Annotated in this window: 16 protein-coding genes; 8 read left to right on the plus strand and 8 right to left on the minus strand. The window is 36.7% G+C overall.

Annotated elements, in window-relative coordinates; translation table 11 throughout:
* Positions 1-17 precede the first annotated feature (17 nt).
* The 7 genes from pyrC to FCS21_RS11615 all read left to right on the plus strand — a co-directional run bounded on the left by pyrC (position 18) and on the right by FCS21_RS11615 (position 9,893).
* On the plus strand, positions 18-1,085 hold the full coding sequence (gene pyrC, locus FCS21_RS11585) for a dihydroorotase (protein ID WP_138623540.1): 1,068 nt from the start codon (positions 18-20) through the stop codon (positions 1,083-1,085).
* A 165-nt stretch (positions 1,086-1,250) separates the two neighbouring features.
* The gene (locus FCS21_RS11590; RefSeq protein ID WP_138623542.1) at positions 1,251-2,141 is read left to right on the plus strand and encodes a 6-carboxytetrahydropterin synthase; all 891 of its coding nucleotides are present in this window, start codon (positions 1,251-1,253) and stop codon (positions 2,139-2,141) included.
* Positions 2,134-3,090, plus strand: a complete 957-nt coding sequence (locus FCS21_RS11595; protein ID WP_138623544.1) for a M23 family metallopeptidase — start codon at positions 2,134-2,136, stop codon at positions 3,088-3,090. The genes FCS21_RS11590 and FCS21_RS11595 overlap by 8 nt, the downstream gene beginning before the upstream one ends.
* Positions 3,091-3,220: 130 nt before the next feature.
* Positions 3,221-7,051 carry an ATP-binding protein gene (locus FCS21_RS11600; protein WP_138623547.1) on the plus strand — a complete coding sequence of 1,277 codons (3,831 nt, stop codon included), beginning with the start codon at positions 3,221-3,223 and terminating at the stop codon, positions 7,049-7,051.
* Positions 7,051-7,674: a hypothetical protein gene (locus tag FCS21_RS11605; protein WP_138623549.1), complete on the plus strand. Its 624-nt coding sequence runs from the start codon at positions 7,051-7,053 to the stop codon at positions 7,672-7,674. Before FCS21_RS11600 ends, FCS21_RS11605 begins: the two co-directional genes overlap by 1 nt.
* Positions 7,674-8,936 carry a hypothetical protein gene (locus FCS21_RS11610; RefSeq protein ID WP_138623551.1) on the plus strand — a complete coding sequence of 421 codons (1,263 nt, stop codon included), beginning with the start codon at positions 7,674-7,676 and terminating at the stop codon, positions 8,934-8,936. The genes FCS21_RS11605 and FCS21_RS11610 overlap by 1 nt, the downstream gene beginning before the upstream one ends.
* A gap of 57 nt (positions 8,937-8,993) precedes the next feature.
* Positions 8,994-9,893, plus strand: coding sequence for a DUF7281 domain-containing protein (locus FCS21_RS11615; RefSeq protein ID WP_138623553.1), 900 nt, complete (start codon positions 8,994-8,996; stop codon positions 9,891-9,893).
* Positions 9,894-10,268: 375 nt separating this feature from the next.
* Here FCS21_RS11615 and FCS21_RS11620 read toward each other — a convergent pair whose 3' ends face one another.
* Positions 10,269-11,243, minus strand: a complete 975-nt coding sequence (locus FCS21_RS11620; RefSeq protein ID WP_138623555.1) for an HPP family protein — start codon at positions 11,241-11,243, stop codon at positions 10,269-10,271.
* Between the two features lie 330 nt (positions 11,244-11,573).
* On the opposite strand from FCS21_RS11620, the gene FCS21_RS11625 reads away from it, so the two are divergent.
* Positions 11,574-12,815 carry a tyrosine-type recombinase/integrase gene (locus FCS21_RS11625; RefSeq protein ID WP_138623557.1) on the plus strand — a complete coding sequence of 414 codons (1,242 nt, stop codon included), beginning with the start codon at positions 11,574-11,576 and terminating at the stop codon, positions 12,813-12,815.
* Positions 12,816-12,853: 38 nt separating this feature from the next.
* Here the strand turns inward: FCS21_RS11625 and FCS21_RS11630 are convergent, their stop codons facing one another.
* The 7 genes from FCS21_RS11630 to FCS21_RS11660 form a co-directional block, all read right to left on the minus strand.
* On the minus strand, positions 12,854-13,831 hold the full coding sequence (locus tag FCS21_RS11630) for an alpha/beta hydrolase (RefSeq protein ID WP_138623559.1): 978 nt from the start codon (positions 13,829-13,831) through the stop codon (positions 12,854-12,856).
* Between the two features lie 95 nt (positions 13,832-13,926).
* Positions 13,927-14,436: a regulatory protein RecX gene (locus FCS21_RS11635; protein WP_246047202.1), complete on the minus strand. Its 510-nt coding sequence runs from the start codon at positions 14,434-14,436 to the stop codon at positions 13,927-13,929.
* 62 nt (positions 14,437-14,498) lie between these two features.
* Entirely contained in the window at positions 14,499-15,317 is an 819-nt protein-coding gene (locus FCS21_RS11640; protein WP_138623564.1) for a M90 family metallopeptidase, read from the minus strand.
* Positions 15,318-15,332: 15 nt separating this feature from the next.
* On the minus strand, positions 15,333-15,974 hold the full coding sequence (locus FCS21_RS11645; RefSeq protein WP_138623566.1) for a DsbA family protein: 642 nt from the start codon (positions 15,972-15,974) through the stop codon (positions 15,333-15,335).
* A gap of 71 nt (positions 15,975-16,045) precedes the next feature.
* The gene (locus FCS21_RS11650) at positions 16,046-16,510 is read right to left on the minus strand and encodes a disulfide bond formation protein B (protein WP_138623568.1); all 465 of its coding nucleotides are present in this window, start codon (positions 16,508-16,510) and stop codon (positions 16,046-16,048) included.
* A 215-nt stretch (positions 16,511-16,725) separates the two neighbouring features.
* Complete coding sequence (locus tag FCS21_RS11655; RefSeq protein ID WP_138623570.1) at positions 16,726-17,910, minus strand: tetratricopeptide repeat protein; 1,185 nt, start codon at positions 17,908-17,910, stop codon at positions 16,726-16,728.
* Positions 17,911-18,005: 95 nt separating this feature from the next.
* A complete protein-coding gene (locus tag FCS21_RS11660) occupies positions 18,006-19,454 on the minus strand; it encodes a DUF3943 domain-containing protein (RefSeq protein WP_138623572.1) in 1,449 nt (482 codons plus the stop codon).
* Positions 19,455-19,865: the final 411 nt, after the last annotated feature.

Raw genomic sequence — 19,865 nt, forward strand, 5'->3', positions numbered from 1 at the left:
ACCATTGGAATTTAAACATGACAAATACAAGTAATGCGCTAAATACTCAAACAAATAATACCATAACGATTGCTCGTCCTGACGATTGGCACGTACATTTACGTGATGGTAAGGTCTTAAAAGATACCGTAACAGACATTAGCCGTTATGTTGGTCGCGCTATTGTTATGCCAAATTTAGTGCCGCCAGTCACTAATGCCGCATTAGCTAAAAGCTATTATGAGCGCATTATGGCACAAGCACCAAGTGCACATTTCAAGCCATTAATGACCTTGTATTTAACAGATAACACCAGCACAGAAGATATTATTGCGGCGAAAGAATCAGGCTTAGTTTATGCAGCAAAACTATATCCTGCAGGTGCTACAACCAACTCTTCATCAGGTGTAACCAATGTTGATAAACTGTCAGACGTATTTGCGGCTATGCAATCGGTTGAAATGCCATTATTAGTACACGGCGAGGTCACCACCGCTGATATTGATATTTTTGATAGAGAGCAAGTATTTATTGATACTATTTTAGCGCCACTCGTGGCTAAATACCCAAATCTTAAAATTGTTTTAGAGCACATTACCACTAAAAATGCGGTAGATTTTGTGATCGCTGCTGGTGATAACATTGGCGCTACTATTACCGCCCATCATTTATTGTATAACCGTAATCACATGCTAGTTGGTGGTATCCGTCCACATTATTACTGTTTACCCATTTTAAAACGTAATATTCATCAACAAGCATTAAGAGCTGCTGCAACCAGTGGTAACAAAAAATTCTTTTTAGGTACAGATTCTGCGCCACATGTACAACAAGCCAAAGAAACAGCTTGTGGTTGTGCTGGTGTTTATTCTTCTTTTGCAGCGATTGAATTGTATGCTGAGGTATTTGAGCAAGAAAATGCGCTGGATAAGTTAGAAGCATTTGCCAGTATTAATGGTGCAACTTTTTATCAATTACCCGTAAGTACTGATAAAATTACCCTGGTTAAAAAATCATGGCAAGTACCAGCAACGATGAACTTTGGTGATGATGTTGTTGTACCTGTTCGCGCTAGTGAAGATATTTTGTGGACAGTAGAAGCTTAATTATTTTTTTAATAGCAAGTAAAAATTTTTAAGCTAGTTACTTGACGGCATCAATGCCAATCTACCCATAAAAAAGGTCAATGATAATTAGGTCTACATGCAACTGTATTTCATTGACCATGTTACAATAGTCCCTAAGATCTAAAAGTTAAATTAAGGAAAAAAATGCAATTATTTGTCGATAATCTTACCGTGATAGATTTTTCATACCTGTGTAAACAGCGCGGTATTGTTGGTGAGAGCTGGATTGTAGATGTATTACTCGATGGTTCGTTAAACGAAATGAGTATGGTGCTTGACTTTGCTGTGGTAAAAAAGCAAATAAAAGCCATTATAGACGATGCTGTTGATCATAAATTGGTATTGCCTATTCAAGAAAAAGCATTAACACTGGCTGATTCGCCACATAACGATGGCCATCAAGTTATTGATTTTAATAGTGATGTGGCAAATTATTATTTACAATCACCGGCGTGTGCTTTTGCTTCAATAGATTGTTTACAGATAACCATTGCTGAAGTCACTAAGCACTTAACCGCTATTATTATGGCTAAACTACCTAGTAATGTGCAAGGCTTAACCTTAGTGTTACGCCCTGAAGATATTCAAAGTGATTATTACCACTATACCCATGGTTTAAAACTCCATGATGGCAACTGCCAACGCATTGCTCATGGTCATCGCTCTAAAATCAAAATATTTGTCGATGATAAAAGAGATGCTAAGTTAGAAGCTTATTGGTGTAAACGTTGGCAAGATATTTATATTGCCAGTGAAAACGATAGAGTTGCTGCTAAAGATATTCAACTATCTACTCATGCGATAAGTAACTTAACGCCGGAACATCAATATTTTAGTTACCATGCACCTCAAGGTCGTTTCGATATTGCTGTTGATACCAAGGTACTTGATGTGGTTGATTGCGACTCAACGGTAGAATTATTAGCTGACTTTATTTTAAGACAGTTAAAAGCTGAATTTAGCGAGCTTACTGATAAAAATGTAAAAGTTGTTGCTTATGAAGGTGTTGCAAAGGGGGCAATTGTTCATGGTTAATGTTGTTGCTACTTATTTAACTTTACCTTTAAAGAAAAAAATAAATAATACTTTAAACACAAGCTTAAATAAGACCTTAAGCAATACGCTAATCACCTTAGCATTGGTAGCAAGTTTTGCTGCCAGCGCTAATAAAGCGCTAGCGCAATACAATATTTTACCCAGTAAAGTCACAGAGGCTCAAGCTAGAAAAAATATTGTATTGACGGGTGAAATTAAACAGGGTGGTTTAATGGTTGGCAAAACACTACCTGGTAATACCGTCACGTTAAATGGTAAGGCAATTACCGTATCAGCTAAGGGTGATTACACCTTTGGCTTTTCCCGCGATGATAAAAAAAGCTATCAATTAGTGATCACATCCGTTAATGGCGACCGGGTAGCGAAAACCTTAACGCCAGAAAAACGCAGTTATAATATTCAGCGTATTGAGGGCATTAAAAAAAGCATTATGCAGCCTAATCCAAAATCGGTTGCTCGAGCTCGACAAGATAGTAAGCAAGTAAAAGCAGCGCGAAAAGTTGCCAGTGATTTCACTTATTTTGCACAAGGTTTTATTGCGCCAATTGAAGGTACTATTACCGGTGTTTATGGTAGTCAACGTATTTATAATGGCGTGCCTAAAAATCCACATTTTGGTTTAGATTACGCAGGTAAAATCGGTGATCCGGTCAAAGCTCCAGCGTCTGGTACCGTATTACTTTGGGTACCAGATATGTTTTACTCCGGCGGCACTATGATTATTGATCATGGTCAGGGCGTTAGCTCAACCTTTTTACATTTAAGTAATACCTATGTAAAACAAGGTGATAAAGTAAAACAAGGTGATATAGTTGCGGCTGTTGGTGAAAGTGGCAGGGCAACAGGCCCGCATTTAGACTGGCGAATAAACTGGTTTAATGTAAAAATTGATCCCGCGCTAGTATTAAAAATACAACCGCTGATATAACCGCAATAATGATTGTTATAGCTATTTAACACTAGTAACATCTTTCAAATAATACGCACTTTATCGATAGCTGTTACATAAGAATAGCTATCAATTTACCTATATTACAAAACTCTCCTAAGGTCACACTATGGCAGAACATGGCTATTCGCTGTTACGCATTATAATTATCGACAGTTTTTGGCAAGGTCAAGTTAACGAACTTGACCTAACGGGCCACACTCAACTTGAAGGAACTAACGGCGCAGGTAAAACCTCATTAATGCGCTTGTTACCACTTTTTTATGGTATGCGACCTAGCGATATTGTTAGTAAGGTTGATCAGGCAAAAAACTTTGCTGACTTTTATTTACCGCGTGAGTCCAGTATTTTGGTGTATGAATACTGCCGACCCTTTGGGCAAAAATGCCAAGTATTAGCGACGAGTGATGGCAGAGGTGTACATTTTAAATTTATTGATGCAGCGTACGATAGTCAATATTTTATTGCTAGCACAGCGGGTAGTAATACGACTGTGAACCCTTCAGTTACAGGTAAAGACAGTAAAGCTAAACCGTTTACTATTAGCGAAATAGAAAGAAATTATCGTAATATAGGTAAAGAAAGCTCTAAGTTTTTAGGTATAGATAAATACCGTCAAGTGATACAAAACTTGCGCAGCGGTCGTAAGCACAAAGAAATAAGATTACTGCAAAATCGCTTTTCCTTTAGTGAACAAGCTTGCCCACATATTGATAAAGTTATTAACGGCACCATAGAAAAAAATCTAGATTTTGAAGCGGTTAAGCGTATGTTAGTCGCCATTGCTAGCGATCATCTTGCCCGTGATAGCCTTGATGAAAAAGAACAACTCAGTTTAAATAAAGCTGATATTACTAACTGGCTTGCTGATATTCAGGCCAGTCGTGCCATCAAAAAAGTCGCTGATAAAATTGCTATCTGGCAAAATGATTTTAGCGCCTTTGCTAGTTTGGTCAATAAGTTACAACACCTTCATGCCGAAATAATTGCTCACCAAGCTCGTCTTGAACTAAAACAGCAAGAAAGGGATACCCTTAAAAAAACCAGTAGTGAAACAAAAAATAAACTTGATCATGAATTAACTACGTTAACTGAGCAGTTTAACAAGGAAAAATTTAACCTTATTGCTAAAATTGAAGCAGATTTAAGTAAAATAGAATTACTTGATGCCGATAAGCTTAATTTTGATGAAGATGATGCCAGTAGTTATCAACTTAAAGCAGAGCAAGCGTCACAAATTCAAGCCGAGTTGAATGAAGTTATTGCCGTTATTGATGCTTTTGAAGGTAATATCAGTAAAATAGGGCAAAAATTCGATAAGCTTATCCAGCAAATAGAAGTAGAAAAACTCAAAGGCATTAACAGTAATAAAGAAAAAGCCGCGCGGATCACTGCAGAGTCTACAGAAAAATTATCTCGTATTAATGACGTATTTCATCAACAAGAGCACGCGCTTAGTGCACAATTGCACAAAGAAGAACTCAAGCTGCAAAAAGACCAGCAAATAATACAGCATCAAGTTGATACGGCTAAGCAACAACTTGCTCAGCCTAGCATACCGCCACAATTATCTACCGATATAGAACATAATAATGATGCCTTAACCCATGCTCAACACAACTATAATCAGCTAGTACAACAAGAATCAGTATTACAAAAACAACAATACCAGTTAGAAAAAAAGCAACACCAATACCTTACTCAGCGCAGTGAGATTAACCGCTATCTTGAACAATTACGCCAAGATTACCATCAGGTTGAGTTACAGTTACTGCCACAAACGGGATCTTTACATCATTATCTTATTAATGAACCGCAAGCAGTTAACTGGCAAGATAACATTGGTCGCTTACTCACCACTGAACAATTATCAAGAACTGATTTAAACCCTCAATGGTTAACAGCTAACGCAAATGCTAAGCAAATATCGCCCAGCCTTTATGGTTTATCGATTGATTTACAGCAACTGCCTTGTGATGACTCTTTATTTTTAGATGAAGCGCAGCTGCGTGACAAGCGTCAAGCAATTGAAACTAAATTACAAACACAAACGAATGCAATTACACAACTCGATGAACAACTAAAAGTGGTTGCCAAAGATAGTAGCCAGCTAAAAATTAACGTTTCTGAGCATACACAAAGCCTCAACCAACAAAAACTCACCTTAGGCCAGCTACAAACACAACAACAAAACTTAGCGATAAAAAAACAACGGGCTATTAAAGAGCATCGCCAAATTATAGAAAGCCAAATACACAATTTTACGCAGCAACTAAAAGCGCTTGAGAAAAAGCAGCATAGCTTTGAAGAAAACAAAGCAGAACAATTACATGATCTCACTAACGATAAGTTAGAAAAAAGCATGGTGATTGAAAGTGACCGAGACAATCAGCTCGCACTATTAACAGAGCAACATGCAACGTTACTGAGTAATACTAAGCAGCGTTTAGCTGATCTTAAAAAACAACAAGCGAGCGACATTGAAAAGCTAGACCCCGAAGGTGAAGTTGACAAGCGTATTGCGAAACGAGTGATGTTAGAGAAAAACTTACAACAATGTGCGGTATTTTCACAAAAGGCGCGCGACTATAACAGTTTTATGAATGAACGTTATTGTCATCGTGATGCCTTGGCTGAAGAAAATCAAAATAGAAAAATCATCAAACGCAATCTTGAATCAAATTATGAAGATAATCGTGTTGCGCTAACGACAAAAATTAACGAGCTAAAACTGTTAATTAAAAAAAATAATTTAGCAAAACAAGCAACGGATGATTTATTAGTACAACTTAACGATAATAAACGTTTAGGTGAAATGTCAGCTGTTTCCAGCGAGCTTTGTCAGCAAGAGCCTGCAAATCAAGCAGATTTAACCGTCAGTTTTTTCCAAGATTATTACCAACAATTTAAAACCATTGAAAAACGTTTAACCAGTCAGCTAACCACGTTTAGTGAACGCTTTAGAAAAGAACATTCCGGTAGTGAGTTATTTGAAAACTGGCAAAAACTATTACACGATAATGATAATTATGCGGGTGCTAAGACGCTCTTTAAATATCGTGAGCCTATCAGCGAGTTATTAAATAGTGCCGATCAAAAGCAGCAAAGTACCTATCAACTAGTCACCGTCAATGCCACCATGATCAACGAGTTTTATCAGCATATTGAAAACTTTGGTCGCAATATAAAACGTATTGGTCGATTATTATCAACAAAAGTCACCGCGTTGGCACACTTTGAAGCACTAGCTGATATTAATGTTACCACTGTAATGAAGCAAGAAGAGCTCGATTACTGGGGACCATTGCAAAAGTTTGCTGAAGTGTTTGAGCGTTATAAAGATCAATTACGTGATGGTATTGGCGAAGTACCTGATGATTTAGTGTTTGCTATGCAAAAATTAGCTAATTACTTACCCAATGAAGGCTTTGTTTTAGCGCACAACAATTTGTTTGATTTAGAGTTTACCATTGTCGAAAAAGGTCAGGTAAAACATGCGCGTAATGCTAAACAACTTAAAAAAGTGAGTTCAACCGGCTTATCTTATTTAGCTATGTTGTCATTATTTGCTGGTTTATTGGCGATGCTACGCGGTGACAGCAAGCATGCTAGCCAAGTAATTTTACCCGTAGATGAATTAGGTGAACTAGCGGCAGAAAATATAGACCTATTACTAAAAATGTTTAATGACAATCATATTAGTATGTTATCTGCTTCTCCATCGACAGATCGTCATATTTTATCGTTATACCATCGTCACTATAAACTCAAAGATAATAAAATTTATCATGCTGATATTCCACAATCACGTTTAGATGAGTTATTAGCACAACGTAATAAAACGTCAATAGCCACAAGTATAACGGCCGATACCTTACAAGACTTAGACAAAAACCGTGGTCCGCAGTCACCACAAAAAATAGCAGGGGAGTTAAGTTAATGTTTAAACAAAGTATTCAAAAGCTACTTTGTGGCGCTGTTATTTGTCAAACCGCTTACGAAGCAGAGTATTTATATTTAAAAGCGGAAAGTCAGCATGATAAAGTAAATGATTTTTTATCCAATTTAGATAGAAAACTCACCTACCTTGATAGTGCTGACGCCTATTACTGTACATTTAACCAAGTAGATGAAAGTAATCAACATGAGCTAAGCCAATTATTCAGTGAAATGCGCGGCACGTTTAGACCCTTAGTTGAATTTTTAGACTTATTGTTAACAGCTACGCAAGCAGATTTACCTATTCGCGCTAAATCTGTTCTCAATATCAACGAGTTATTTGAACCCTTTGAGCATGATCAAACCTTGAGCGAGCAGCTACGACGCCTAACGTCTATCAAGCCTTTTAAAACCAATAAAACCGAAACGCGTGAACAACTGGTGATGGTTTTTCAAAAGCTCGAAGAAATGCAGTACTTTGTTCGCAAAAATACCGGTAGTAGTCGATATTATGCGACGGCGCGTTTTGATTTAATTTATTTATTGATTGAATTCTTAAACGATGCCGAGTTAGTCAGCTTACCTGAGCAAGAAAAAAGTCAACAAGATGAGCTACTCTTCTAATGGCTGGTTTTGATACTGCACAAGTTGCCACCTTACTTAGACAAATTGGCGCCTACAATGAATTACTCGCTAATACCTATGTATATGGCTCAATTGCGAGTGACGAGCAAGATGCTAACACTTTAAATTTATTACATAAATCAGGCTTGATCAGACCTGATGAATCTCCTGGCGAGTACCGAGTAACCACCGATTTTAAGCGTATGCTAAATCGACTCATGCGTAAGCAGTCCAGTTATCGACAACTGACCGATATGGGTAAAGTCATTGATGCCATTGATGATATCGCCAAAGATTATAGAGCGGCAATCGATGCTAAAGAGCAAGAAGATGCCGAATATTATCTAGATCAACTCGATGATTTACTCTATGAGGTAAAAGATAATTTTAATAACAACCTTGATACCATGCACTTTGCTATTGTTAGTCAGTTTGGTTTTGTAAATAGTTTATCTAATAAAATACGCCAAAACGAACGCTACTTATCACATGCGCAAAAACTGCTGAATGAATTACAACAAATTGATCCGCAAGATTGCTACGATTGGCTAGATTGGCCTTGTCCAAATGAATTTGCTCGTAAAATATCGCGCTTTGTTTATTGGTATAATCAGATATTACCTAAACTACGTTTGATTATTGATAACATGCGTATTAGTTTATTTCGTTTACGTCGTGATGAAAAACAAGCCAGTCAGTTGCGTAATATGGCGCGTTTTTTACGTAAACGTCCAGAGTTTGACCTTGATGAAAATCTTTTTGAACTACCAAACTTACCTGAAACCTTAAAGTATTCGCCGCCAATGCCGCTGCGTAGTTATGTGGATACTAAGCAAACTGAGATTGAACAACCGTTACTAGAATTAATACAAGCGTTACGTAAACAAGCGGTTGTACAATCAATTAAGGTCAGAGAAAGTAGTGAAGTCAGTTACAAGCCCATTGAAAAAATGGCCGTTGAAGAAGATTTTTTTGAACAACAAACGGAATTATTATTCGAACACGTTATTATCAATAACAGCTCGGTGTCTGCACTTAGTTTTTTTCAAGAGTTTCAACATGATTGGTTGCTAGAACAGCAGAGTATTGCCCCGAAAGCTTGGATTGAATTAGTTTTTAGTTGTTACTGCAAATTAACGAGCGCCCAGCAAAGTGCACTGAATATAAAAATGAAAGGTGTACCTGTTAACGGTACCACTGATAATTATAGTTATAGTGATGTCGTTATTGAATTAGCAGCCAACAAAGAAAAGCTGGGCTAAAATCTCGTGAATATTTTAATGACAACTTAGTTAAGCAATGTCAGGTGACAAAAATAAATGAATAAGCAGCTTTATGATTTCACTCAAGATAAGTTACAAAAAAGTCGGCAGGGCGGTCAGATAAAAAATTCTGTGCTCACAACCAAATTATATGAAGATTATAATTTTGGTCAATTCGACCTCAGCAAACAATGGTTATCGTTTAGTCTTGAAAATATTTTAGCCCTGAGTGAAGAAATTAAAAGTAGTCTTGGTGTTGATATAAGGCACGATGCTTATCCGGATAAACAAAGCAGAGAGACTAACGCCGCGAACAATCGAAGTGAAAAAGATAATAGTTATGCCGTTAGTAAAGATTTTATATTAATTAACAGTTTATCCAAAATTAATATTAACCAAAAAAGCCTTGAGCTAGCGCCATTAACGTCACTGGGCATTTATGTTAAGGCTGATGATATTATCACCATAGAACATAAAACCATTATATTGGTAGAAAATCTTGCTGTTATGGCAAATTTATCGGCACTTAATTTAGCGTCACACGCTGAAGAGCTTACAGAAGCTTTGTGGGTATACCGAGGTGATATAAAAAAGCAGCAGCACACAGGAACAGCTTATCAATTTTTCCGCCGTTTTGAACATCATAAAAGAGTCTGCTTTAGTGATGTTGATCCAAAAGGTATTGAAATAGCCATAACCAGTCATGCTGATTATTGGTTAACGATTAAAAGTATCGATGAGTATATAAATACTTTACAAGAACTTAAGGGTACTGAAAAAGAATGGTTTGAACAAAACCTTGCTATTAAATTCTTACAAAGAACACTGACCGAACAACAAGAAAAAAAAAGCGATTGGCAAAACATATTCACGGTAGGTTGCCAAAGGCAAAAAACACTTAAGCAAGAACATATCGTTGCGCATAAACTGGCATTAACATTATTAAAACTAAGTTAACGCTTTTAAATAAATTGAGCAACTGAACTCAGTTAAAAGCATAATTTTAAAACTTTTTTAATCCGCATAACGACAGGGACAACCACCCTATAATCTAACCAGCCCACTATGTCCGATACTCTTCAGTATCGGACATGGTGGGCATTGTCATTTATATGAGACTTTCTGCCGTTGATACGCTAATTTGATTTACGTTAGCTGTTAGTCATATTGATTTACAATAGCGCTGTTTAACTTTTCAATTATGTTTTTAATCAGTTATACATATATAACTGATTAAAAACATAAAGCTACTGAAGTTATATTCCAACAATTAAATTAGTACAGATATATTTTAGTTAGCTTTTTGATTAATGATTAACTTAGCTATTTAATTTAAGCATCCATCGGTTTTCTGGTCCAAACGCCAAAGGTATTTTTATCAACGCTAAACTTTGCCCACTGAAGAAATTCTTTAACTGTACATTGCCCAAATAAACTCGCATTATTACCAGCAACAATTTCAAACTTAACGATGTTTTTATCTTCAATAGATAATACTTCTCTGATTTGCCATTTTTTACCAATTTTACCATTACTGTATGCTAAACCTAATTGAACCTGTGTTGGGTGTTCATGATCTAATTCAGCATGGCGTTTGGCATTTTCAAAAATTTCAACCCAACCCTCATCCGTGATATCAATATATGAACCATGTTCACTGATAGATTTCATAAAATCTTCAATGGTTACTTCATTTTCTCGATCACCGGGTGATATTTGCGCTACTTGGCTATTTTTAAAATAAACATGTGATGGATAACGTCGCCAAATAAATGGATAGTTAAGAATAACCGCGGCTAAAACAACAATAATACAATTAAATAATGTAGGAAATAATATATAAGTAAAACCTAAATGATGAATAGCCTCACCACCCAACACGGCGCCTAAAGCTGTCGCACCACCTGGCGGATGTATACATCTAAAATAAGACATTAATAATATCGCCAACGACACTGACATGGCTGCTGCTACCATCAAGTTATCGCCAAAATATTTCCAGCATAATACGCCAACGAAAGCGCTAACTAGATGGCCCCCAATAACTTGCCATGGTTGAGAAAGTGCGCCATGTGGCACAGCAAACACTAAAACTGATGTCGCCGCTATCGAGGTTAAAACAAAAATATTATAAGGAACATGATTAGCGACATTAATATATTCCAACAATAATTGCGAAAAATATATAACGCCCAGTGTAGCTATTAAGGCGGCTAACGAGCCTAAAAACATATCTTTAAAAGGTAAAGCGGTTGTCGGCAACCCTATATATAATCGACACTCTTTAATAAAATCTTTATTTATCATTCATTTAAACCTAACTTTTTTCCGTGTGTATAACCTAAGCACATGAGATAACTTGCACCAAACAGGATAATAATGTGCCCTGCTCTTAACTATGCCATACAGCGTTTCATTCCATACCATAAGCGAGCGTTATAGCACTAAGGGTAATTGTAAGGATGATAATAACATTATATTAGCGAAGCGTAGTAGATTAGATAAAGAAGAATTGGTAATCATAACTGCCACTTTTCAATATATTACAAGTATATGCAGCTAATAATGGCTATAGCGCATTGAAAATATTAAACTGTAGTCCTGATTTTGTAATAACGACTAAATAGTAAACTTATCATGTCACTAAACCACCCTGTTCCTTTATATCCGCCTTACCTTGATTTATGTGATTTTGATTTTGAAGATTACCCTGAATTAGATAAAATTTTTTCTTCAAACGAACCCTGGTGGCTTGAGCAATTTAACTGGGGTAAAATTTTTCTTACTTATATTGGTAGAAACAAATCAAACCATACTTATGATCGCTTTAGAAATGACGTTGAACGGTTTCTTCTTTGGTCATTTATTGAAAAGAAAAAACCCATAGACCAATTACGTAAATCAGACTTACTTGAATATGCTGACTTTTGTTGGCAACCACCAGTGTCTTGGATTGGCACATCCAATCAAGAGCGTTTTAAAATCAGCAATGGTTATTCATCTGCTAACGAGCATTGGTTTCCATATAAAATTCAAGCACCTAAAAGTCAAAAAACGCAATACATCATTGATAAGAAAAAATATCGCCCATCACAACAAACACTGTCATCCATGTTTACCGCCATTATCGTTTTTTATAACTATTTAATGGCGGAAGATTTTTGTATTGGAAATCCAGCACAAATCGCTAAAAAAGATTGCCGGCACTTTATCATTGACTCACAAGTAAAAGAAATTAAACGCTTAACGGCTAGTCAATGGCAATATGTTTTAGATACCGCAGTTGAAATGGCTGATGAAAACCCATTGTTTGAACGTAATTTATTTGTAATAGCTGCTTTGAAAACTCTATTTTTAAGAATATCAGAGCTATCTGAACGCCCTAACTGGTCACCGACTATGGGACATTTTTGGCAAGATGATGATGAAAACTGGTGGTTAAAAGTGTTTGGTAAAAGTCGTAAATTACGTGATATTACCGTACCTATCGATTTTTTACCGTTTTTAGCGCGTTATCGATCTTCTCGTGGTTTGTTAGGCTTACCTTCGAGTAATGAAAACTCGATTCTTGTTGAAAAAGTACGAGGTCAAGGCGGTATGACTTCTCGGCATTTACGGCGTTTAGTACAAAGTGTCTTTGACCAAGCTCATGATAATATGCGAAAAACGGAAGGAGAAAATAGAGCACTAAAACTCAAAGAGGCGTCTGCTCATTGGTTAAGGCATACCGGGGCGAGTATGGAAATAGAACGGGGTCGCCCTCTTAAAGATATTTCAGAAGATTTAGGTCATGCGAGTATGGCCACCACCGACACGGTTTATGTTCAGAGTGAAAACAAAAAACGCGCCGAAAGTGGTAAAAAGAGAAAGGTAGATTAATTAATGGCTTACACTGTTTAATAATAAAGCTAATAAGATTAAGGCTTTTCAAGAATATGGTGCCGCTGAGGTGGTTGAACTCGACCACCGTTGATGGCGGCAATCATATGGTAAATAACGGGGCTGATCCTGCCACTATCGTCTCTTAAAAAGTAAGTGTGTCCTTTTTTATCGCCCCAACTATTATTAAAGTTATCACAATCTACTTCGTAAACATTACGCGCTAATCGTTTTTCAGACATGCTCTCAGGCCCTGTCATCCCTAAACGACGGGAGGCGGTCATATTCTTAAGGTTGGCAACTTTACTAGCAGGCATAGCTAAATCATCATTGGCATAGTAAACCACTACATTACGCGCTGAATCTGTAATATACCTGCCCTTTTCTTTACGCTCTAACGTGTGATTAACCACATCGGCGGCGACCATAAATACGTTACGAAATAACTGTATCATGTTACCGCCCATATCATATTTTACCCAGCTACTTATCGCATTTCGTAACACTCGATTACCCATAGAGTGCGCTAAGACATTCATTCGCCGAGTACATGGGTCTGTTTTCTTTGCTTCTTCTTTACGCCAATTATCAAACAACCCGAGCATACGAGCAAACGAATCACCACTTGCTCTTGAAGCGCGCTGATCATCCCAATAATCATCCATAAAAGCGACAACAGAATCATCATCGCAAGGCCAAATAAGCGGAACAATATAAACAAGATTGGGTTCTAATTCGTTAAACATATCTTGTAATACTTCAGCATTAGGAAAGATTTCTGATTCGCCAAGATTATTAAAGCCATGAATATAAAACAAAATTTGTGTTTTTTTATCTAAATCTTTTAGCGCTTGGAAGAACGCTTTACTGCCGATTTCTACATAATCATTAACGCCCTTTCGACGACAAAAGTACATGTCTTGCCTGACACTGGTATTTTGCATTGAAAACGTTATTTTTCGACCTTTTTTAGATTTTGCAGATTGTGTTGGCGTACGATTAGTTGCAAATAACATAGACAGCCCCTTTATAACAAGTAGATGAAAAGAACACCCACACGGATGCGCTTTAAACAGTATAGAGCTTTATAAAATATCTGTTTTGCCGTGTATTACTCTTCTTCTGGTGAGTAACCCACCGCTTTATTTGCTATAGCGTATGAAAACCCTTTTGCTATTAAATGTCGTAATGCTTTTTGTTTTAACTTGATTTCATCAATAGGTGCTTCACCAAACTTTCTTACTTTGAGGAGTAATGCTTTTTCAAAATAATCTTCATCGCTTGTTTCAATACTACTGACACATTCATTGATTGTTGCGGATGAAAAACCTTTGCTATAAAGTTTTTCTTTAATTTTGTTGGCGCCGATATTTTTCTCGGTCAAACTTTCTGTTAATCGCTGTGCGTAACGAAGATCGTTAACAATATCTCGCTCTATCAGATAATTCAGTGCAGGTTCATTAAATTGCGTATCATCTTTAAATAATAAATTTGCTTTTTGTAACAGCTTTTTCGCCGAATAATCGCCATACCTTTCTATTAACCACAGCATATAAGATTTTACACGTTCATAAGATATTTCTTGTGGCTTGGGACTGGCTTTTTTTTTATACATAACCATGGTAAATCCTAAGTTAAGCTGCGGTGGTCAATGGTGGTAGATTAACCTCATAATAGTCATTATCACCAATGCCTTGGATCAACTCGGTAATAATCTTTTAATTGCTGGTAAAGTGCCGGGTGTTCATGCGAAAACTGTACAGACTTTTCAAAAAAGACTTCACTCACTACCGCAAAAAACTCTGCGGGCTCCGTTGCGCCATAATAGTCAAATATTGATGGCTTCCCTGCTGCTGCTTGTATTCTTAATAGACTAAACTGCGTAGAAAATATCTCAGACCAACGTTGATAATTTTGGCCTTTGCCTAAAATAGGTGCACCATTAGCTTGGCCACTTTCTTGGTCTAGTTGATGGGCAAATTCATGAATAACCACGTTGTGGCCATCATGAGGTAATTCAGCGCCATGTAAACTATCTTGCCAAGATAATACTATTTTACCAAAGCCCCATGATTCACCTGATAAAGCAACTTGCCGAGTATATTGAATACCATCAGCACTTTGTGCGATTTGCTTTTTAACAAAAGCACTCGGGTACACCAAAATAGTATTTAATTGAGGATAGTAATTGGTTTTTCTATTAAGTAATAATAAGCAGGCTTGCGCAGCAATGGTGACTTTTATTTCATCGGTTATATTTATACCGTTACAACCAACGAATTCTTTCTCTGCAATAAATACTTGAATATGCTTTTGTAATTGCTGCTGTAAACTTATGGGCATTTGCTTAAAATAAGGCATGCGTTGAGCAATTATTTGCTGCCATGCGTGATTAAAAGGTAAATTTTTTACTTTAGCGCGCTTATATTCACGATAATATGGCTTAGATATTAAGTAACCAATAATAGCCAAGCCAATAAATAACGGTAATAAAATAATCAAGCGAACACTTTCCTTTTAATACGCCTGAGCAACCGCTTCTTCTATTAGCTCAACTAGTTCTTGATAGCCAAACACAACTAATGGTTTACCATTAACAAAAAACTGTGGCGTGGCACGCACGTTAAGTGTTTGTCCGTCTTGAATATCTTGCGCCACCACTTTAGCTACCTGACTACTTTGCCAATCGCTATCAAGTTTTTCATGATCTAATTTCAATGTTTTTATACCCGCTAAAGCCTGTGTAGGGTTTGATACATGATGTTCAACCCAGCGTTGTTGATTAGCAAATAACAACTCAACGGCCGGCCAAAATTGACCTTGCATATGGGCCGCCTCTAGCATTTTAACCACATCTTGTGAGCCTTGATGCAAAGGAGCATAACGCATCACAACCTTAACTTTGCCTTGATACTTTTTCACCAAGTTATTCACTAAAGGATAAAATTGACTACAAGTACCACAAGCGGGATCAAAAAACTCAACAATTGTTACTTTTGCATTACTGCCACCTTTTGTTGGTGCATTAGTACGCTCTAATGCGGGTAACTTATTACTCTCGACTGTTGCCGGTAATTTACTTTGATATACACCCACAGCAGCAATAAAAATAATAGCGATAAATGCGGCAACGCCGATAAAAAGAGATTTATTAGTCATAGATTGGTACTTATTTCGTTGAATAATTGGTCTGAAGTAAATTTAGTTAAAAAATATCACGCTAGATGAGTTTAGCGTTTACTCTCGGTTTTGTTAATAGTATTAGCAAAGGATTTTTTGGTTAAAAATAACAATAACGCTATCACTGAAAATGTCAGTAAAGACATTAACGGAATATTTAAAAAACCCCATAAATTAATGTGCGTTTCAGAACAAGGTACGCCAAGTACACAAGGTTGCGCTGCTTCAGGAATAATATCAAGCACAATTAACACATGAAATAATGCGAACAGCCAACCTAATATCACTAACGGACTGATATAGCGAATAGCAGTTATATCAAAAGGAAAAAGAGCCAAAGGTACTATAATAACTAAAGGATAAAGTGCTATACGTTGATACCAACACAGCACACAAACGGGTACCTGCACTATTTCACTAAAAAACAAACTGATTAGCGTACCACTGGTTGCTATTATCCATACCAAAAAAAGTAAATACCAACTTGAATTACTCTCGTTTAATGCTGCTTTCATGTTTTACACTTTCCTGTACCAGGTGCCAGTATTATGTAACCTGCTTAATATAACGCTAAGTGTACCTAATTTTATTGAGATAAATAAGTCAGTTAGAACAATTATGTAACATTTATTGGCCGAGGTAGCTTTTACTTCCCCTGCTAAGCGTTTTCAATGGATAAAAACATCATTAAGGAAGGTAGACCTACTTATACGCTTATTAAAATACCGCATTAATCGCTTAGGGTACTTTGACCTTTCAGAAAATTTAACTTAGCAATATACTGTTTTTTGATGTCTTGAAAATTGACTAACTTCACCGCTGTGAGCATTGATTTTTTGGCTAACAGTAATTGACCTTGTTGGTAATAGATTTTGGCTATAGCGAAATAAAACTCATGTTGCTCGTCATCAAGCTCAATAGCCTTCTTATAATGTTCTAAGGCTTGCTGGTATGACTGCTTTAAGAAGGCTTCATTACCCAGTAAAGCGTGATAATAAGGATTATTTGCTCTCGCTTTAGTAATATATTCCTCAATAAGTAACGCTTGGTTAGCACGTCCCTGTTGACTTAGTAACAAGGCTAAATTACCTAATGAAGTCAGGTTATCGGGATCCAAGCTAATGGCATAATTATAAGCTTTTTCTGCCATAGGATAATGCCCTGACAGTTTATATAAAATACCGAGGTTACCCCAAGCAGAAGAAAATTGATTGTCGCTGAGCGTGGCTTGTTTAAAGTAGTGGTAAGCAAGTGGATAGTTATCATCTACCAGTGCTTGTGCTCCTTTATTGTTATAGAACATCGCGACTACAGTGTCTTTGCTAATAATAGTAGATGGAAACTTTTTTTTAGCGACAAAGGGGTCAAAGTCTATTGTTGTTGTTTTTTCTCCCCACACAATAATCCTTTTATGATAATCATCTTCCCTCACTAGTAAGTTAACATGGCCTGTTAATAAACTATATTGACCATTATTGACCCAATACTCTGGAACCTTAACTGCTTGAAAGCTAATATTCATGCCTGCTTTTTCAGCCAGTGCATAAGCCATAATCGTTAATGACATACAGTTTGCTACTTTACGCTGGTACGCCTGTGATGCGGTCAAATTGGCATTATCACGATACGTTAAGGCAATTTTCTCTTCATTAAAAAGGTGATTAAGCAAGATATAAGCTTTTTGTTGAGCGGGTAAGTTATTAGTTAATTTAGTCTCAACTAGGGTGAGCATTTCATTATTCAATTGAAAGACTTCTTGCTCGGTCTCTATATGTAGCGGCTTTAAAGCGATATATTGATTGTCTAAATATAAAGTGGTTTGTGCACTAATTTGCTTAATATGAGGATAATAATTACTTTGACAAGCGAACAAAAAAGGCAAGCACAGTAAAAGGCTACAGAGGTTAAGCTTCATGATCACTCCAACAATAAGAGGAATGATTAAAGCCTAAGACAAATAGTAAAAACTTGCTACTTAGGCTGCTAATTATTTATAGTATTTCACTTGTTTTAGCGCTCACCTTGTCCTAATAAGTAGACTAAACGTAAACTAGCATTATTATCTGAGGTGTCTGCGTTAGTGCTGTGATAAAAACGCCAGTCGGCTTGTAAGGCAAAATTATTATTTAGTTTATAATGCAGTCCAAGACCCGCGTTAACTTGAAATTTTTTCGTTTCTATATCTCTTGCCCATAAGGTTTCACCAAACCCCGCAGTCAGGTATGGTCTGAGGGTATTTTTAGCATTAAAATAATATTGGCTGTCTAGACTATAGTTTTCATAATTAACTTTTGTTGCTGTAGCTCCATCAACAAACTTACCTTTAGAGTAAGTTACTCGGCTTGAAAATTGACGGGTAAAATACAAACCTAAGCTGTATTCCGTAGTAGTAGCACCTTCTACGTTCCATGCGTCATCGAGTTGTGTTTGACCCACGCCATAACTTACCCCGATAATACCAGTATCAATAGGGTCATCAGCGCCAGAGGCTCTTTTCACTCTACGTGGTGAATAATGACCACCATCACCTAGCTGTAACGACATGGTAAAACTAATTTGGCTATCCGTTTGCCCAGAGTTACCATAAGGTACTTCGTTAAAGCTAACAAAGCCCGTTCCTGCTTTAATGATTTCTTTACTAAATATATTGTTAATACCAACACTTAACGCATCTACAGGGTCTAATAATGCTAATGCGGTACTACCTAAAAAGCTTGAGCCCCATACATTACCACCATTTTCTCTAATATCCATTTCAGTATTAAAAGCCCATTCACCATAGGCCCAACCTAAGACAGGCGTTATGACTAAGTCTTGAATGGAAGGTGTTTCAGCAAAGGACTCTATGCCGTACTCCCAATAGAAGGTCGACATAATAGTAGAATATAAAAAGGCATCCCATTGACGGTAGCCAGATTTACGCGCTACTTGATAGTAAACACCACCAAAATAAGGGTGACCCACAAGGTTTAACATGCCGGTATCACGATCCCATACAGGACCTTCTTTCACATTATCAGACCATTTATTAAAAATGCCTTCTTCTTTATCCCAGTTTGAAATACCTTCTGGTAGTAAAGCAATAATACCAATAACACCGAAACCATAGGCAAAAATAGAATTAGTTTGTGACCAAAGTCGCTCAGTATCTTCACCATTAGTATTTGAAAAAATGGATACTTGAAAAGGTGATTGATAAAAGTCAGCTGACGGGGTTAAATTTTCAAAACGAGAGTTTGTTGGCATTTCTCGATAAATGCTATCTAAGTTCTCAGCAGTTATTGCAGGATTAAGGCTGACATTAGGTTCTGCTTTTTGTTCAGTCTTAAATACTTGAGAGGGTATTTCGTTGTTAGCGTTTTGTGCTACTGCTTGCAGGGAGAATAAAAAAGTAGCGGTGAGTGCTAAAGCTTTAACAGAGAAGCTATGTATCGGATTGGAATTTTTGTTGATATCCATAATATTTTACGTGAGTCCCGAGCATTAACAATATTGAATCGCTTTGCTCTGTATAGTTATGCGTATAAGAAAGTGTTCTCTTAACGACAGTTTAAAAGCTTAGAGGCAAGCCATTCATTGTAGATAGCCGTTTAAGTCGTTACTGCTTTATACTGTGACTTAATTTAATAGAAGCGAATTCAAAAAAGTAAGTCACAAAAAAGCAAAAATCCGCTAACCTTTCGATTAGCGGATTCATATAATGTGGTGGTAAAATAGAAATATTAATTCTACTCAAGGTCTACGCTACAAACCTTATTCCACATTTAAATGCCGTATAAGCAAAAATCCGTTAATTAACTGCTTAATTAACGGATTTTTATAATCTAGTAGTGATATACAGGCTTGAACCTTACTCAAGGTTTTACGCTA

The sequence above is a fragment of the Colwellia ponticola genome (assembly GCF_005885605.1).
GTDB classification, from domain to species: Bacteria; Pseudomonadota; Gammaproteobacteria; order Enterobacterales; family Alteromonadaceae; genus Colwellia; species Colwellia ponticola.

Coding starts and splice junctions, on each gene's coding strand:
- FCS21_RS11660 (WP_138623572.1), bottom strand. CDS start 19,454: ATGGATATCAACAAAAATTCCAATCCGATACATAGCTTCTCTGTTAAA.
- FCS21_RS11625 (WP_138623557.1), top strand. CDS start 11,574: ATGTCACTAAACCACCCTGTTCCTTTATATCCGCCTTACCTTGATTTA.
- FCS21_RS11620 (WP_138623555.1), bottom strand. CDS start 11,243: ATGATAAATAAAGATTTTATTAAAGAGTGTCGATTATATATAGGGTTG.
- pyrC (WP_138623540.1), top strand. CDS start 18: ATGACAAATACAAGTAATGCGCTAAATACTCAAACAAATAATACCATA.
- FCS21_RS11645 (WP_138623566.1), bottom strand. CDS start 15,974: ATGACTAATAAATCTCTTTTTATCGGCGTTGCCGCATTTATCGCTATT.
- FCS21_RS11590 (WP_138623542.1), top strand. CDS start 1,251: ATGCAATTATTTGTCGATAATCTTACCGTGATAGATTTTTCATACCTG.
- FCS21_RS11630 (WP_138623559.1), bottom strand. CDS start 13,831: ATGTTATTTGCAACTAATCGTACGCCAACACAATCTGCAAAATCTAAA.
- FCS21_RS11600 (WP_138623547.1), top strand. CDS start 3,221: ATGGCAGAACATGGCTATTCGCTGTTACGCATTATAATTATCGACAGT.
- FCS21_RS11655 (WP_138623570.1), bottom strand. CDS start 17,910: ATGAAGCTTAACCTCTGTAGCCTTTTACTGTGCTTGCCTTTTTTGTTC.
- FCS21_RS11615 (WP_138623553.1), top strand. CDS start 8,994: ATGAATAAGCAGCTTTATGATTTCACTCAAGATAAGTTACAAAAAAGT.
- FCS21_RS11650 (WP_138623568.1), bottom strand. CDS start 16,510: ATGAAAGCAGCATTAAACGAGAGTAATTCAAGTTGGTATTTACTTTTT.
- FCS21_RS11610 (WP_138623551.1), top strand. CDS start 7,674: ATGGCTGGTTTTGATACTGCACAAGTTGCCACCTTACTTAGACAAATT.
- FCS21_RS11635 (WP_246047202.1), bottom strand. CDS start 14,436: ATGGTTATGTATAAAAAAAAAGCCAGTCCCAAGCCACAAGAAATATCT.
- FCS21_RS11595 (WP_138623544.1), top strand. CDS start 2,134: ATGGTTAATGTTGTTGCTACTTATTTAACTTTACCTTTAAAGAAAAAA.
- FCS21_RS11605 (WP_138623549.1), top strand. CDS start 7,051: ATGTTTAAACAAAGTATTCAAAAGCTACTTTGTGGCGCTGTTATTTGT.